13 protein-coding genes and 1 pseudogene are annotated in these 15,930 nt (G+C 73.7%); 6 read left to right on the forward strand and 8 right to left on the reverse strand.

Annotated features, from left to right (window positions below; all coding sequences use genetic code 11):
• Window positions 1-85 precede the first annotated feature (85 nt).
• The 3 genes and pseudogenes from ACIOC0_RS35400 to ACIOC0_RS35410 form a co-directional block, all read left to right on the forward strand.
• Window positions 86-2,719 carry a CocE/NonD family hydrolase gene (locus ACIOC0_RS35400; protein WP_402160174.1) on the forward strand — a complete coding sequence of 878 codons (2,634 nt, stop codon included), beginning with the start codon at window positions 86-88 and terminating at the stop codon, window positions 2,717-2,719.
• Window positions 2,720-2,721: 2 nt separating this feature from the next.
• Window positions 2,722-3,594 (forward strand): ABC transporter permease, encoded by an 873-nt coding sequence (locus ACIOC0_RS35405; RefSeq protein ID WP_389038403.1) that lies wholly within the window; start codon window positions 2,722-2,724, stop codon window positions 3,592-3,594.
• Between the two features lie 256 nt (window positions 3,595-3,850).
• A pseudogene (locus tag ACIOC0_RS35410) lies at window positions 3,851-4,441 on the forward strand (YfbK domain-containing protein); the annotation flags it as partial.
• A gap of 109 nt (window positions 4,442-4,550) precedes the next feature.
• Here ACIOC0_RS35410 and ACIOC0_RS35415 read toward each other — a convergent pair.
• Together ACIOC0_RS35415 and ACIOC0_RS35420 are read right to left on the reverse strand one after the other, a co-directional pair.
• On the reverse strand, window positions 4,551-4,949 hold the full coding sequence (locus ACIOC0_RS35415) for a rodlin (protein WP_402160177.1): 399 nt from the start codon (window positions 4,947-4,949) through the stop codon (window positions 4,551-4,553).
• Window positions 4,950-5,205: 256 nt separating this feature from the next.
• Window positions 5,206-5,613, reverse strand: a complete 408-nt coding sequence (locus tag ACIOC0_RS35420) for a rodlin (protein WP_402160180.1) — start codon at window positions 5,611-5,613, stop codon at window positions 5,206-5,208.
• A gap of 323 nt (window positions 5,614-5,936) precedes the next feature.
• Here ACIOC0_RS35420 and ACIOC0_RS35425 point away from each other — a divergent pair, with 323 nt between their 5' ends.
• Window positions 5,937-6,164 (forward strand): chaplin, encoded by a 228-nt coding sequence (locus ACIOC0_RS35425; RefSeq protein ID WP_402160183.1) that lies wholly within the window; start codon window positions 5,937-5,939, stop codon window positions 6,162-6,164.
• Between the two features lie 103 nt (window positions 6,165-6,267).
• Window positions 6,268-7,239 (forward strand): chaplin, encoded by a 972-nt coding sequence (locus ACIOC0_RS35430; RefSeq protein ID WP_402160186.1) that lies wholly within the window; start codon window positions 6,268-6,270, stop codon window positions 7,237-7,239.
• Between the two features lie 54 nt (window positions 7,240-7,293).
• Here ACIOC0_RS35430 and ACIOC0_RS35435 read toward each other — a convergent pair whose 3' ends face one another.
• Window positions 7,294-8,637, reverse strand: coding sequence for an ATP-grasp domain-containing protein (locus tag ACIOC0_RS35435; RefSeq protein ID WP_402160188.1), 1,344 nt, complete (start codon window positions 8,635-8,637; stop codon window positions 7,294-7,296).
• A 163-nt stretch (window positions 8,638-8,800) separates the two neighbouring features.
• Between ACIOC0_RS35435 and ACIOC0_RS35440 the strand changes: the two genes are divergently transcribed.
• On the forward strand, window positions 8,801-10,321 hold the full coding sequence (locus tag ACIOC0_RS35440; protein WP_402160191.1) for a glycosyl hydrolase: 1,521 nt from the start codon (window positions 8,801-8,803) through the stop codon (window positions 10,319-10,321).
• Between the two features lie 28 nt (window positions 10,322-10,349).
• On the opposite strand, the gene ACIOC0_RS35445 is transcribed toward ACIOC0_RS35440, so the two are convergent.
• Genes ACIOC0_RS35445 through murJ form a run of 5 tightly spaced genes read right to left on the reverse strand, consistent with a single transcriptional unit; the run spans window position 10,350 to window position 15,900 of the window.
• Window positions 10,350-11,498 carry a GNAT family N-acetyltransferase gene (locus ACIOC0_RS35445; RefSeq protein WP_402160193.1) on the reverse strand — a complete coding sequence of 383 codons (1,149 nt, stop codon included), beginning with the start codon at window positions 11,496-11,498 and terminating at the stop codon, window positions 10,350-10,352.
• Complete coding sequence (locus ACIOC0_RS35450) at window positions 11,495-12,178, reverse strand: lipopolysaccharide biosynthesis protein (RefSeq protein ID WP_402160195.1); 684 nt, start codon at window positions 12,176-12,178, stop codon at window positions 11,495-11,497. The genes ACIOC0_RS35445 and ACIOC0_RS35450 overlap by 4 nt, the downstream gene beginning before the upstream one ends.
• On the reverse strand, window positions 12,175-13,341 hold the full coding sequence (locus ACIOC0_RS35455) for a glycosyltransferase (protein WP_402160198.1): 1,167 nt from the start codon (window positions 13,339-13,341) through the stop codon (window positions 12,175-12,177). The genes ACIOC0_RS35450 and ACIOC0_RS35455 overlap by 4 nt, the downstream gene beginning before the upstream one ends.
• Window positions 13,338-14,096 (reverse strand): polysaccharide deacetylase family protein, encoded by a 759-nt coding sequence (locus ACIOC0_RS35460; RefSeq protein WP_402160200.1) that lies wholly within the window; start codon window positions 14,094-14,096, stop codon window positions 13,338-13,340. The genes ACIOC0_RS35455 and ACIOC0_RS35460 overlap by 4 nt, the downstream gene beginning before the upstream one ends.
• A complete protein-coding gene (murJ, locus tag ACIOC0_RS35465; protein WP_402160290.1) occupies window positions 14,080-15,900 on the reverse strand; it encodes a murein biosynthesis integral membrane protein MurJ in 1,821 nt (606 codons plus the stop codon). The genes ACIOC0_RS35460 and murJ overlap by 17 nt, the downstream gene beginning before the upstream one ends.
• Window positions 15,901-15,930 lie beyond the last annotated feature (30 nt).

A 15,930-nucleotide genomic window follows, 5' to 3' on the forward strand; every position in this document is an offset into this window, starting at 1 on the left:
AGCAGCCGTGTCCGCCTTCAGGAGCACCCCGGCTTCGGTCTTCGGGTGACAACTCTCCGACAGGCAGACCCCGTACCGTTGAAGCATGGATCTTCGACTGCTCGGGCGGTCCCGGCGTGCGCTCGGCGCCGCTGCCGCCGTCGTCGTGCTCGTCGGTGCGGGGACCTGGACGGCCGTCGCCGACGACGACCCCCCGAAGGTGCGGCGGGCCGAGCAGGTCATGGACATGGGCGGCGGAGTCCGGCTCGACACCTCCTACTTCACCGCCGGCGGCGACGGCCGTCGTCCCGCCGTGCTGCTCGCGCACGGCTTCGGGGGCAGCAAGGACGACGTGCGGCGGCAGGCCGAGGATCTCGCGCGGGACGGGTACGCCGTGCTGACCTGGTCCGCGCGCGGGTTCGGCAGGTCCACCGGGCGGATCGGGATCAACGACCCGAAGGCCGAGGTCGCCGACGTCTCGAAGCTGATCGACTGGCTGGCGAAGCAGCCGCAGGTGCGGCTCGACAAGGCGGGCGACCCCCGCGTCGGCATGGCCGGCGGTTCCTACGGCGGCGCCGTCTCGCTGCTGGCCGCCGGACACGACAGCCGGGTCGACGCCATCGCCCCGTCGATCACCTACTGGAACCTCGCCGACGCCCTGTTCCCCGACGGCGTGTTCAAGAAGCTGTGGGTCGGCGTGTTCTTCAACAGCGGCGGCGGGTGCGACCGGTTCGAGCCCGCGCTGTGCGCGATGTACCAGCGGGTCGCGGAGTCCGGCGTCCCGGACGAGGCCGCACGCCGACTGCTCGAAGCGCGTTCGCCGTCCGCCGTCGGCGATCGCATCAAGGTGCCCACCCTCCTCGTCCAGGGGCAGACCGACTCCCTCTTCACGCTCGCCCAGTCCGACGCCGCCGCGAAGGCGATCAAGGCCAACGGCGCGCCCGTCGACGTCGACTGGATCGCGGGCGGTCACGACGGCGGGGACATGGAGAGCGGGCGCGTCCAGGCCCGCGTCACCGACTGGTTCGACCGGTACCTCAAGGACGACCGAAGCGTCGACACCGGCCCCGCCTTCCGCGTCACCCGCACCCTCGGCACCGGCAGCGGCGACGGCGAACCGCGTCTGCGCGGCGTGAGCGCCGACAGCTACCCCGGCCTGGACGGCAAGCCCCGCCAGGTCCCGCTCAGCGGACGCGAGCAGCGCGTCGACAACCCGGCCGGCGCCTCCCCGCCCGCCGTGTCGGCCCTGCCCGGCCTCGGCGCGGGCAGCGGCCTCTCCCAGCTGTCCTCCCTCGGAGTCGGCGTCTCCCTCGACTTCCCCGGCCAGTTCGCCGCCTTCGAGTCGGCGCCGTTCCGCGACGACGTCCGCGTCACCGGCTCGCCCGAGGTCACCGTCCACGTGAAGTCGACGGCCGACGACGCCGTGCTCTTCGCCAAGGTGTACGACGTCGGCCCCGGCGGTCGGCGGCAGCAGGTGCTGCCGTCCCAGCTGGTGCAGCCCGTCCGCGTCACGGGCGCCAAGGCCGGCAAGGACGTCACGCTCACCCTGCCCGCGATCGACCACGAGGTGGACGACGGCCACCGCCTGCGCCTCGTCCTCGCCTCCACCGACCTCGGCTACGCCTCCCCGGTGGCCCCGGCGACGTACACCGTCTCCCTGAGGAGCGACCTGACGGTGCCGACCGCCCTCAGCCGGTCCGACGTCCCGCCCGCGCTGCCCGCATGGGTGTGGTGGCTGCCGCTCGCCGGCGCGGGCGTCGCCCTCGCCCTGCTGCTGACCGCCCGCCGCCGCACCGCCGCGCCCGCCCCGGCGGACCCCGCACTGGCCGACGTGCCCCTCCAGATCACCGGCCTGAGCAAGCGGTACGCCAAGGCGGCCGACCGCTACGCCGTCAAAGACCTGTCCTTCCGCGTGGAGAAGGGCCAGGTGCTCGGACTGCTCGGCCCCAACGGCGCCGGCAAGACGACCACCCTGCGCATGCTGATGGGGCTCATCAGGCCGGACGGCGGTGAGATCCGCGTCTTCGGGCACGCCATCGCGCCCGGCGCGCCGGTCCTGTCCCGGGTCGGCGCGTTCGTCGAGGGCGCGGGCTTCCTCCCGCACCTCACCGGCCGCGAGAACCTCGACCTGTACTGGCGGGCCACCGGCCGCCCGCCGCAGGACGCCCACCTGGAGGAGGCCCTGGAGATCGCGGGCCTCGGCGACGCCCTCGCCCGCGCGGTGCGCACGTACTCCCAGGGCATGCGCCAGCGCCTCGCCATCGCCCAGGCGATGCTGGGCCTGCCCGACCTGCTCATCCTCGACGAGCCGACCAACGGACTGGACCCGCCTCAGATCCGCGAGATGCGCGAGGTGATGATCCGCTACGCGGCGGCCGGCCGCACAGTGATCGTCTCCAGCCATCTTCTGTCCGAGGTGGAGCAGTCCTGCACGCACCTGGTCGTCATGGACCACGGGCAGCTCGTCCAGGCCGGCCCGGTCGCCGAGATCGTCGGCTCCGGCGACACCCTCCTCGTCGGCACGGCGACGCCCGTGGACGACCCGGTCGTCGACAAGGTCGCCGCGCTGCCCGGCGTGGCCTCGGCCGTCCGCGCCGACGCCGGACTGCTGGTCCGCCTCGACGCCGGCGGCAGCGCGTCGGGCCTGGTCGCCGAACTCGTGCGCCTGGAGGTGCCGGTGGAGGCGGTCGGCCCGCACCGCCGCCTCGAAGACGCCTTCCTCACCCTGATCGGAGACTGAAGATGAGCACGGTGACCGACCGCGCCGAGCCCGTCGAGGTCGCCGACGGCTACCGCGCCGGGCGCACGCTGCCCCTCCGGGTAGAACTGGTCCGCCAGCTCAAGCGGCGCCGCACCATGGTCATGGGCGGCGTCCTGTTCGCCCTGCCGTTCGTGCTCCTCGTCGCCTTCCAGGTGGGCGGCGGCCCCGGCTCCGGCAACAACCGCGTCAACCTGATGGACACGGCGACGCTGTCCGGCACCAACTTCGCCGCGGTGAACCTGTTCGCCGCGGCGGGCTTCCTGCTGGTGATCCCCGTCGCGCTGTTCTGCGGCGACACCGTCGCCTCCGAGGCCGGCTGGTCCTCGCTGCGCTACCTGCTCGCCGCCCCCGTGCCCCGCGCCCGCCTGCTGTGGTCCAAGCTCGTCGTCGGGCTCGGCCTCAGCCTGGTGGCGATGGTGCTGCTGCCCGTGGTCGCCCTCGCCGTCGGCACGGCCGCCTACGGCTGGGGGCCGCTGGAACTGCCCACCGGCGGCTCGATGCCCGCGGGCACCGCCGCCCAGCGCCTGGCCGTCACCGTGGCGTACATCTTCGTGTCCCAACTGGTCACCGCCGCCCTCGCGTTCTGGCTCTCCACCAAGACCGACGCCCCACTCGGCGCGGTCGGCGGGGCGGTCGGGCTGACCATCGTCGGCAACGTCCTCGACGAGGTGACGGCCCTCGGCGACTGGCGCCACTTCCTGCCCGCGCACTGGCAGTACGCCTGGCTCGACGCCGTACGGCCCCAGCTCGACTGGACCGACATGATCCAGGGCATGTCCCTGTCGATAACGTACGCGCTCGTGCTGTTCGCCCTGGCCTTCAGGGGTTTCGCCCGCAAGGACGTCGTCTCCTAGGTCAGCGGAAGATCACCCGCCGGTCTCGACGGGTGTCCGCCGTGCCCTCTTCGAGACCCTTCCGCAACGCCCCGTAACGCACGTTCCGGGCCCCCGTGCCGTCACAGTCACGTACGGCGACGTCAACGGACCAAGGGGGCACGGGAGATGGATCACCACCGGACGCGACGACTGCTCGCCGGCGCGGCCGCCGCGCTGACGCTGCTCACCGGCTGCGCTGCGGGCGGCTCGGGCGCCTCGGACCGGGGCGGCGCCCGACGGGCCGACCACGGCGGCGGCTTCCCGGCCCCGAGCGCACCCCGAGAAGGTCTTCGCCGGGCAACTCCCGCGGAACGTGGACCTCACCGCCCGTGACGCCAAGGCGCAGGTCGCCTTCGACCCGCACACGGTCGAGGAGTTCCGACTCGTCGGCTACGACAACCGCCGGGTCGCCGACGAGGACTTCCGCGACGACCGTGTCGACGGCGGCGAGGTCGGACCCGGCCACACGGTCACCGCCCTCTACGCCGTCCGCACCACGCCGGGCACGCGGGGCCGCCTCGCCACGGCCACCGTCCGCTGGCTCGACCCCGCCACCCGCGCCCCGCACGAGACCTCGGGCCGCCTGGAGACCGCCGCCCTGCACGACTCCCTGGCCGATGCCCCCACCCGCTTCCAAGTCGCCGTCACCGCCGCCTACTTCGCTGACTTCCTGCGTCAAGGAGTCGGCGGGAGCGGTGTCTTGCCGGACTCCCCTCCCTTGAGCCGGCTGAAGGAGCGCGCCGACGGCCTCGCGGAGAAGACGGAGGACGAGGAAGTACGGGCCCTCGCCAAGGCGATCGGCGAGGCGGGCCGGCTCCGCGGCTGAGGCGAAGCCTGCCGGGGCCGCGACGGATGCCGAGGCTCGACACATGACGCGCACGACGACGGCGGGTCACCGGAGGACCGGTGACCCGCCGTCGCGGCGCCGAGAGGGCTCAGCCGTTGCCCGCACCGTTGCCGGTCAGGAGCGAGACGTCGTCCAGGATGTGCGACAGCGGCTCGTCGCCCTTGGCCTGGGTGGAGTTCTCGACGCACTGCTGGTTCTGCGGGGCCGAGAGGATCGGGATGTCCTGGAATCCGGCAGCGCCGGTGGTCAGGGTGTTGACCTTCACGGGAATGCCGAGGCACGGCTTGTTCAGCGAGCCCTGGACCAGCGAGAGCTGCGGGCTCATGTCGCCGGACGTGGACGAGTTGCCGAACTCCGACCTGGCGCCGTTGCCGCTGGCCGAGGTGGTGCCGCTGTCGTCACCGATGGCGAGAGCCTGGGGGGCGGTCACCGCCGTGAATCCGGCGAGCGAGGCGGCGACAGCCGCGGTTGCCCACAGCTTCTTCATGTTCGTTCCCTTCGAAAAGCGGACTCCGGTGAGGAGTTGCGTGCTGGTCAACGCCAGGACGCCCGCCCGGGTTGCGTGCTGTGCCCCGATCGGCCCAGCGCATCGGCGTACCCGCGCATGCGCCCCTCACCGACGCGAGCGCGCACACGAAGCAGCGGGCCGCCGGTCGATCGGCGGCCCGCTGCCGGGGCCCGGAAACGGCCCCGAGGGCTCGGAGGACGAGCCCGTTCACCTCGTCGGTCGTACGGTCAGACCGTCACTCGTTCCCCACGCCGTTGCCCGAGAAGAGCGCGAGGTCGTCCAGGATGTGCGACAGCGGCTCGTCGCCCTTGGCCTGGGTGGAGTTCTCGACGCACTGCTGGTTCTGCGGGGCCGACAGGATCGGGACGTCCTGGACGCCGAGCCCGTCGGCCACCAGCGTCTGGGTGTTGAGCTTGGCCGGCAGGCCGATGCAGGGCTTGTTGAAGGAGCCCTGGATGAGCGCCATCTGCGGGCTCATGTTGCCGTAGGTGGCCGAGTTGCCGAACACCTGGGAGGCGCCGTTGCCGCTGGCGGACGTGGTGCCGCTGTCGTTGCCGATGGCGAGCGCCGGGGCCGCGACCGCGACGGAGGCGCCCATGGCGGAGGCGGCGACCGTGACGGCGGCCAGAACCTTCTTGATCACTTGCTTGTCCCTTCTGAAAAAACCCCGTCCACCGGAGCGTCTTGGTCAACTCGGCCGGGAGGGCTTGGTTGCTGTGATTCACCCCGATGGCTCACACCGGACCACCGATCCGCCGTCCGTTCGCCGCTGAATCGTTTCCCTCCCCAGGGGCCCAGTCGTATGAACGCCGCGAACGCGTTCGGGTGAATTGACCTGCGACCCCCGTTCACCGGCTTCCTCCGCCGTCTATCTGTCGTGTGCAGCCTGCAGGTCATGGTGCGAGCTGATCCGGCTGCGCTCGCTCGGTTTCGACCGCCAGGCATGACCGCACAGAAGGGAACGTCATGAAGAAGACCGCCGCCGTCGTCGCGGGCCTGATCCTGGGTCTGGGCGGAGCCGCCCCCGCCTTCGCGGACTCCACCGCCGAAGCTGTGGCCATCGGTTCCCCCGGGTTCCTCTCCGGCAACGTGACGCAGTACTCGTTCCACATCCAGACGAACGTCTGCGGGAACACGTTCAATGCGACCGGCCTGCTGAGCCCGGCTTTCGGCAACCTGTGCGTCAACGACTGACGATGCCCCCACCAGCCGACGGCTGGGTCGAGGCCGGCCTTGGACGACTGCTCCCTTGTTCCAGGTCGGCCTTTCCCGTTTCTCCCACCAGGAAGACGATCAGATGCGACAGACCCTGACCAGGGGAATGATCGCGGCGGCCGCCGCGACGAGTCTTCTGTCCCTGTGCGGCGGCGCCGCCTATGCGGACTCGTCCGCGGACGGGACCACCACGGGCTCGCCCGGCGCCGTGTCGGGCGCCGGCGTCCAGTCCCCGGTGACCCTGCCGGCGAGCCTGTGCGGCGACACGGCCGGTCTCGCCGCCGCGTTCGGCCAGGCCCTCGGCGACTTCTGCGCGAACACCTCCGACGAGACGAGCACCCCCGAGGCCGCGGACACCTCCGACGGGGAGGACACCGCGGACGAGGCGAAGACCACCGAGGAAACGGGTACTTCCGCCCCGGCCGCCGACGCGGCCCGCGCCGACGAGGCCACCTCCGCCGAGGCCGACTCGGACTCGGGCTACGGGGACCCGGGCTACGGCGACCCGGGCTACGGAAACTCACATCACAAAGACGACGACCCGGGTTACGGCGACTCGGGCCAGGGCGGCGACAAGGATCCGGGATACGGCGGTCACAACGACGGCGACCCGGGTTACGGCGACTCGGGCCAGGGCGGCGACAAGGATCCGGGATACGGCGGTCACAACGACGGCGACCCGGGTTACGGCGGTGACGACGGCCCCGGTCACGGCGATGACGACGACTCCGGTTACGGCAGCGACGACGACTCTGGCTACGGCAGTGACGACGGCCCGGGCTACGGGGACGACGACCCGGGCTACGGGTCGACGCCCCCGCCCCCCGGCGGACCCGTCACGCCCCCGGAGGGCGGGCACACCACACCGCAGGACCCCCCGCCCCCCGGTGACGACGACCACGGCACTCCGCCCGGCGAGGAGAACAACGAGCCTCGTCCGCAACTGCCCGAGACCGGCAGCGAGAGTCTGCTCGCCGCTTCCGGCGTGAGCGCGGCTCTGATCACCACGGGCGCGCTGCTCTACCGACGGGGCCGGGCCGCCTCCCGGCGCTGACCGCACGGGCGCCGGACGCCCCCGGCACCCCTTCGTACGGCGAGGCGGGGAGCTTCAGCAGCTCCCCGCCTTCTCGTCGTCGGCGTGACCGCCCGCGTCCGGCACGCCGGGCAGCCCCGTCCGCGGCGAACCCTCACGGACCGCCCCCCGCCGGATCACACGCGGAGGAACCTCACCACAGGCCCCCGCAGCGAAACCCGGCCCCGGCTCCGGCCCCGGTCCGGTACGCCGCAGCCGTCCCCCCAGCCGCCGGGTGACATGGGCGCACCACAGCGCCCACATCGCACGGCCGGCGGCGGCGTCGTCCCCCGCGTACCAGGCCAGCTCCCGGTCGGTACGGACCCGGCGCAGCGCCGACAGCGGGGCGTAGTTCTCCACCACGAACGCCCGCCCGGGCCGCGCCTCCCCCGCCGGCAGGGGACGGTACGTCAGATCCAGGTGCTGCGCGCGTACGACGTCCAGCCCGGCGGTGTCGGTGAAGAGCCGGAACTGCGCCCCGGGCCGCGGGTTGAAGTCGAGCAGGTGATAGCGGCCGGTCGTGCCGCAGCGGCGGTAGTCGAGGTCGAGGATGCCGCGGTAGCCGAGCCGCTCGGCGAGCCGCTCCGACTGCTCCCGCACAGTGGCGTTCGGGACCCACTCGCCCACCGCCGTCAGACCGGCCCCGCGCGGCCAGGCGCTCAGCTTGCGGCCCGTGCCGCCGGCGCGCATCACGCCCGAGCGGTCGGCGTACCCGTGGAAGAACCAGTCGCGGTCGTCGCCCGGCGGCAGGAACTCCTGGAGCAGGAGCCGGCTGCCGGCCTCCTCGCGCCGCAGGTACAGCTCCCGCACCTCCTGCGCGGAGCGCAGCACCGAGGTGCTGCGCAGTCCCGATCCGGTGGGGAGCAGCCAAGGCCGGCTCCACTTCGCCACCAGTGGGAACCCGAGCCGCCGGGCGGCGGAGACGGCCTGCTCGGCGCTCTCCGGGACGAAGGTGCACGGGTGAGCGACGTCCGCGGCCGCGCACATCTGCACCAACTCGCTTTTGTCGGCGACACGTTCGGGGAGTGTCGGGGACTGCTGGGGCAGCAGGTAGGCGGGGGTCAGCTCCGTGCGCAGCCGGCTCACGGCGACGGCGCCGGCGTCGTCCATGGGGATCAGCACGGCGGGCCGTTCGATGCGGGCGGCCACCCGCAGCAGCAGGGCCACGATCTCCTCGGGGGAGGCGCCCGGCGTCGGCGGAGGATGCAGCCGCCGCACGTGGCGCGACTTGCGGATCGGGCTCCCCGTCATCTCGGCGACCACGTGCACGTCCGCTCCGGCTCGGCCGAGGGAACGGACCGCGCCCAGCGTTCCGTGGTGAAAGGGGTTCCGGTCGATTCGCAGCAGTACGGCGGGGACTCGGGTGTCGAGCAGCGACACGGGGCTTTTTCCTTCGGGTCGGTTCACCGGTGCGGGCGATCAGTGCACTCGAAAGCCGTAACGGCGGTGGCGTGATTCCTTTTCATCTGACTTACATATGACTAAGTGTCAGTCATTCGAAATCAGCACGCGGTTCCGCGTGGGAGTGGAGAAAGGAGCAGGTATGGCCCCACAGCAGCGACGCGCCCCGTCCCGACGGCTCGCCGTCGTGACGGCGGCGGTGGCGATGACGGCGGCGCTGGCGTCCGGTCCTGGACTCGCCGCGGGCGCGGGGGTGGCACGGGCCGCCGCTCCCTCCCCCGGATCTCTCCCCGAGCCCCTCGCGGCGGCCACAGAGCCGGCCTCGGGGCCGCCCGCCGCCCCCGAGCAGAGCCCTGCCGCCCCCGCCCCCCAACAGAACCCCGCCGCTCCCACCCCTGAGCGGAGCCCCGCCGCGGACCCCCCGCAGAGCCCCGCCGCGGCCTCCCCGAGCGGGAGCGAGGCACCGGCGTCGCCCGCCGCGTCCGGCACCGCCTTCGGCGCCTACCTCGACTACGGTCCCCTGGGCGTGGCCCGGATCGCCCAGCTCAGCGCCTGGCTCGACGGCGCCGAACTCCGCGTCGGGCACACGTACTTGCCGGGCGACCGGTGGAGCAACATCGAGGGCCGGCCCGGCTTCCTCGACGCGTGGGCGAACTGGCGGAAGGAGAAGGACGACCGGATGCTCGTCCTCAACGTCCCCATGCTGGAGCGCAACGAGGCGGGCGTCTCCGACGGCGAGGTGCGGGTCCTGCTGCGGCTGGGTGCGGCGGGCGCCTTCGACCATCACTTCCGCCGGCTGGCCGAGCGGCTGGTCGCGCTGAACACGCCGGACACGGTGATCGTGCTCGGCTGGGAGATGAACGGCAACACCTACACCCATCGCTGCGGGCCGGACCCGGAGGCGTGGAAGGCCTACTGGAACCGGATCGTCACCGCCATGCGGGCGGTGCCGGGCCAGAGGTTCAAGTTCGACTTCACACCGAACCGCGGCCTCGACGCGGTCGCCTGGACCCGGTGCTACCCGGGTGACGACACCGTCGACATCATCGGAATGGATTCCTACGACCAGCCGACCGGAATGGCGTTCGACCAACAGGTGAGAGAACCCTACGGACTCCAGGCGCATGTGGATTTCGCCAAGAGCCACGGCAAGCCCATTTCCTACCCCGAATGGGGGCTGTTCCGCAACGGCGACAATCCCGAGTACATGCGGAGCATGCTCGACTGGATCGGTCAGCACAGGCCGCTGTACAACACGCTGACCGACTACTGCCCGCACGGCGTGTGGCAGTGCGGGCATAACCCGATGGCGTCGCACGTCTACCGCTCGCTGCTCTCCGGCCGCCCCGAAGGACCGGCAGAAGGACCGACCGGCGGACCGGCAGAAGGACCGGCCGACGGACCGGCAGAAGGACCGACCGGCGGACCGGCAGCCGGATCGACCCCACCCGCCCCCCTGATCACGCCGCTCCCCGGCGCAACACAGGAGGCCGCGCCGGTGGCACCCACCCCGGAACCGGCGAAGGAGGCACCGCAGAGGCCGACGCCGGTGACCTTCCCATCCGTCTCCGACTGCCCGCAGTTGGACCTCGGGGACTGGGTGGAGCGGTGGATCGGCGGCAAGTTGTGCCTCCCCGCGGCCCGGTGGTCGGGCGACCGCTGAGCGGGGACTCGGCGGCGGCCGGCCCGTGTCAGGACCCGCCGCCACCGTCACGCCCCTTCTCCGCCCGCTGCCTGCGCTGCTCCCGCTGCTCCTCCCAGCGGCGCAGCAGCTCCTTGCCCCGTCGCCGCGCCGCGACATCACCCGTCACCGCCGAGATCAGCGGGGCGGTGCGCCGACGGGCCAGCAACAGCCGCTGGTTGACGACCGGTTCGGGACGCCAGTGGTGCTTGTACGGCTCGTTGCCGCGCAGCAGGCTCAGCGTGCCGCGCCCGCCGCCGCGGGTGTGCTCGGCGCACGCGTCCAGCAGCATCACCGCCACGTCCGCCTTGCACTCGCGCAACCGGGGGTGCGCGCCGTAGAGATAGCCACCCGCCAGGCGGCGCGACAGCAGGGTCAGGTCGACGGCCACCACGTCGTCGTCGAGACGGAACTCGGTGACCACCGCGTCCCCCGAGCGCACCATCGGCCCGACCGAGCGCACCAGATGCTCGCGGAACCGCGACTGGAGGTGCTCGCCCGTCACCTTGCGCCCCTGCCACTGCAGCCGGTGCAGGTCCAGCAGACGCCGTATCGCCGGCTCGACGCCGTCGGCCCGCACCACCCGGCGTTCGACGCCGAGCGCGGTCAGCTTGCGCAGCTTGGCCCGCACCCGCTGCTGGGCCTTCGCCGACGGCAGCCGGGCCACCAGCTCGTCCATCGCGACGGCCGGCAGCTCCAGGCACACCGAGTCGCTCACCCGCCGCCGGGGACCGCGCCAGCGCTCGTACACCTGCTCCACCGCGCCGCCCGGCCGCACCTCGCGGAAGTCGATCAGCGCCGTCCGGGCGGCCGCCGAGAGCCCCTGGGTGAGCGCCTCCACGGCCGTCTCGCCGCGCTCGTCGTCGACCAGCACGTCCCCGTAGTCGGAGATCGCCCCGCCGAGCGGCACGAGGGTGGGCAGGGGGCGGCGCACCGCCATCAGCGGGGCCACGGCGAGGAGTTCGCCGCCCGCGTCGCGCACGGCCAGTACCCGCAGCCGGCCGCGCCTGCCGTACGACAGCCACCACGAGTGCAGCCAGGCGTGGCTCTGGAAGGGGGTGGCCGCGGCGCACCGCCCGTACAGCTCGCCCCAGGCGGGGGCGAGGGCCGCGAATGCCTTCTCGTCGGTGACGACCTGTGTCGTGTACGCCGGTTTCACAGCGCTCCGCGGGTGTCGCCGGCGAGCGCGGGACCGGGCACCGCGGCCGGGCGGCCGGGCTCCTCCCGGTCCGCTTCCACGTCGTCCGCGCGTTTCCGCTTGGGCCGCACCAGCAGCGCCAGCCCGCCGAGCAGCCCGCCCGCGCTCGCCCCGACCAGGGCGGTCACCGTCGGGGACGCCGAGGACGGCTCGGTCGGCTTGACGGCGCGCGCGAACTGCTGGAGTTCGACGTTGGTGGCGGCCACGGAGTCCTTCGCGTGCCGGGTCATCGCCCGGGACACCGCGTTGGCCATGTCGGCTGCCTGGTCGGGGCGGGAGGAGGTCGCGGTGATCGCGACCATCGGCGCGTCCGGCGAGGTCGCCGTCTGCACGCTGTCGCGCAGCGTCCGTGCCGGCACCCCCGCCCACACCTGGGCGTCCCCGAGCACCGCGAGCTGGGTGGCGACGCGGCCGTAGGCCTGGGCGAAGCCCAGCGCGGACGCCGGGTCCGACTTCGCGGTGGGGACGGCGACGACATAGGCGGTGGCCGTGTACACGGGCGGCTTCAGGGCGCCGTACGCCCCGCCGGCCAGGCCGCCCGCGAGGGCGCCCACGGCGAGCAGGGACCAGGGCGGGAGCGCCCTGGAGCGGCGCGTGGCGGTGCCGGCCGGGCGGGTCGGGCGGACGGAGTTCTCGGTCATGCGGAAGTGACTCCCTGGGAAGAAGGGGACGACGGGGACGGCAGGGGCTTGCGGGACAGGGCGGCCGCGTACACGTCCATCAGGAGGGCGGCGCTGCGGGTGATGTCGTAGTGGCGGGCGGCCTCGGCGACCGTGCGCGGGCGCGGGCCCCGGGCGTGCGCCTCGGCCAGCGCCCGCGTGAACGCCCGCTGCCCGCCGGCGACGCGTCGGGCGTCGGGCGCGCTGCGCGCGGGCAGGTCCTCCAGCGCGGGGCACGAGGCGTACACCACGGGCAGCCCCGACGCGAGGCCCTCGACGACCGCCAGGCCGAACGCCTCCTCCGGCGACGGGGCGGCGAGCAGGTCCATCGCGCAGGCGAGAGACGTCAGGTCGGGGCCGGGGCCGCCGTCGGGGACGTAGGGACGCTCGCCGGCGAACAGGACGCGGCCGGCGACGCCGCACTCGTGCGCGGTGCGGCGGAGCGCGCCCTCCTCGGGGCCGCCGCCGACCAGCAACAGACGGACGTGGGGCGGAAGTTCGGCGAGTGCGCGGATGGCGACGTCGAAGCGTTTGCCCGGGTGGAGCCGGCCGACGCAGCCGACGACGTAGGCGTGATCCGGCAGGCCGAGGTGGCGCCGGGTGCGGTGGCGGCGGCCCGGGTCGAAGCGGAACCGGGCCAGGTCGATGCCGTTGGGGACGACGCCGACGCGGGCCGGCGGGACGCCCCAGCGGTGCAGGCGGTCGGCGACCGTGGGGGAGACGGCGACCGTGGCGTGGCCGAGGCGCTCCCCGGCGAGGTAGAGCGCGCGGACGCCCCGGGTGAGCGGACGGCCCTCCATCTGCGAGTCGCCCAGGGAGTGTTCGGTGGCGACGACGCCGCGCACGCCCGCGAGCCGCGCCGCGAGACGGCCGTACAGACAGGCCCGGTACAGGTGGGTGTGGACGAGGTCGTAGCCGCCGGAGCGGACGAGGCGGGCCAGGCGGGGCAGGGCGGCCAGGTCGCGGTTGCCGGTCATGCCGAGGTGGACGACGCGCACGCCGTCCGCGGTCAGCCCGTCGGCCACCGCCCCCGGGTTGGTCAGCGTCACGACGTCACAGGCGACGGGCAAGTGCCGCAGCAGCAGCCGCAGTTGCTGCTCGGCTCCGCCGACGCCCAGCCCCGTGATGATGTGCAGGGCCTTCACCGCAGCCCCTCCACGGGACGCCGGCGCAGCCGGTGCAGCCGGTACTTCAGGAACAGCCGGGCGGAGGTGTCGTTCTGGCCGACGTGCACGCGGGGCAGGGCGTGCACGCCGTTCAGCGGGCCCGGGTCGATCGCGCACGCGTACGCGTACCCCGCCTCGCGCACGGCGTCCACGGCCCGCCGGTCGACGGTGCCGTACGGGTAGCAGAAGCCGTCGACGTCGACGTCGAGCAGCTCGGCCAGCGCGATCCGGCTCTCCACGGTCTCCGAGGCCAGCGTGGGGTCGTCGGCCTTCGTCAGGTCGACGTGGACCAGTCCGTGCGAGCCGATCTCGACGCCCTCGGCGGCGGCCTCCCGGATGCCGTCGGCGGTCAGCAGCGGCTTGCGAGGACCCAGCGGATCCCAGGCGTTGTCGCCGCCGTACCGGCCGGGCAGCACGAACAGGGTGGCCGTGCAGGAATGGCGACGCAGCACGGGCAGGGCGCCGGTGAGGAAGTCGGCGTATCCGTCGTCGAAGGTGAGGCCGACCAGGTCGCGGCCCTCGCCGCGCGCGCGGGCGGCGAGCAGCTCGCGCACGGACACGCCCCTCAGGCCCCGCCGGGTCAGCCAGGCCAGCTGCCGGTCGAGGCGTTCGGGGGTGACCGTGATGCGGTAGGGGTCGTCGGAGCAGTCGCCCACGGAGTGGTACATCGCCACCCACGGGGCCGGTCCTGGAGCCGGGGCCGGTCGTCGGGCGGTGTCAGCGGGAACGGACATGCGGGAGCCTTCGGGTCGCGGAACGGACGAAACGGAGTGCGGTGTCGACGCCCTGGGCGTTCAGGGCCCGACCGACCAGCAGGAAGACGGCGGTGACGGTGAGCGTTCCGGCGGCGAGCGCGGGTATCACGCCGTCGATCCGGCTCGCGGTGAACGCCCCGGCGGGTGTGGCGAGCGCCGCCGCCCGCAGCGGGCGGCTCAGCTCGCCCAGCACGGGCCGGACGCGGATCGGCACACACCGCGGGAGGCCGTGCCGCCCCGAGCGCAGCCCGGGCAGCGCGGCGGGCGCGCCGGCGAGCAGCACCAGGGCGGTGACGGTGATCCCGGCCGCGTTGGCGGCGGCGATCCCGTACACGCCCCACGGGCCGACGGCGAGCACGCCGGACCAGGCGGTCACGACGATGCCGACGGCCATCGCGCCGAACGGGTACCAGGCGGCGCGGCCCGCCGAGAAGTACGAGCGGGCCAGCACGCCGACCATGGTCTGGCCGAGCAGCCCGAGCGCGTACACCCGCATCACAGCGGCGGTGGCCGCAGTGTCCCGCGCGGTGAACGCGCCCCGCTGGAAGAGGACTTCGATGATCTGCGGTGCGCAGGCCACCACCACGGCCGTGCCCAGCAGGACCACGCAGACGGCCAGCGCCAGATCGCGCTCCACCCGGTCCCGGGCCCGTTCGACGTCCCCCTCGGCCAACGCCCGCGCGACCACCGGGTAGGTGACCGTGCACAGCATCACCGACAGGATCATCGGCATCTGGGCCACTTTCTGGGCGTAGTTGAGATGCGAGATCGCCCCGGACGGCAGATGCGAGGCGAGGAACCTCTCGACCAGGACCTGCGACTGGCGGCACAGCGCGAACAGCAGCACGGTCGCCACGACGGCCCCGCCGAGCGCCCGCGGCTCCTCACCGCCCCCACCGGCGGGCCCTGACGCGCCCCTCTTCCTCAACTGCTTGATCAGCGATGGCAGTTGTACGACGACCATCAGGAACCCGCCGGCCGCCACCCCGGCTGCCGCCGACCGCACCCCCCAGCTTCCGCCGAGGACGAACATCCCCGTGACGATGCCGACGTTGTACGCCACGTAGATCGCCGCGGGCGCCACGAACCGCCGGTGTGCGCGCAGGGCCGCGCTGCAGTACCCGGCGAGCCCGAAACTCACCGCGCAGGTCGCCGTGAGCCGGGTGCAGTCGACGGCGAGCCCGGGGTCGGGCAGGCCGGGGGCGAGCAACTCGACCAGCTGCGGCGCCAGACCCACGAGAAGGGTGCCGACGGCGACGAAGGCGAGCGACAGCCGGGGCAGCGTCCCGGCGACCAGGGCGCGCACCGGGTCGCCCGGCGCGCCCTCGGCCCGCCGGGCCAGCGCCACGCTGAACGCCGGGATCAGCGCGAACGCCAACCCGTCCTCGATGAGCAGCGTGGCCGCGAACTCGGGCACGGTCCACGCCACGAGGAACGCGTCCGTGTCCCGCCCCGCCCCGAACAGCCGCGCCAGCGCCTGGTCCCGCACCAGCCCGAGCAGCGCCCCGGCGACGGAGAGCACGGCGGTGACGAGAGCGGCCTTGGCGAGGAAACGCCGAGACGCCGGAGGGAGTTCGGGATCGGTCCCCCCGTCCTCGGTGGGTGGGGCGGGCTCGGGCGGCTTCTCGGGGCGCGGGTCGGCCCGGGCGGCCGGCGGTGGGGCGTCTTCCACGCGGGGCGTCGAACCACCCGGCATGGTCGAGGCCGCGGTCGGGCCGGCCGGCGGTGGGGCGTCTTCCACGCGGGGCGTCGAACCACCCGGCATGGTCGAGGCCGCGGTCATGCCGGCCGGCGGTGGGACGTCTTCCACGCG

It is taken from the genome of Streptomyces sp. NPDC088254 (assembly GCF_044740925.1).
Taxonomy (GTDB): domain Bacteria; phylum Actinomycetota; class Actinomycetes; order Streptomycetales; family Streptomycetaceae; genus Streptomyces.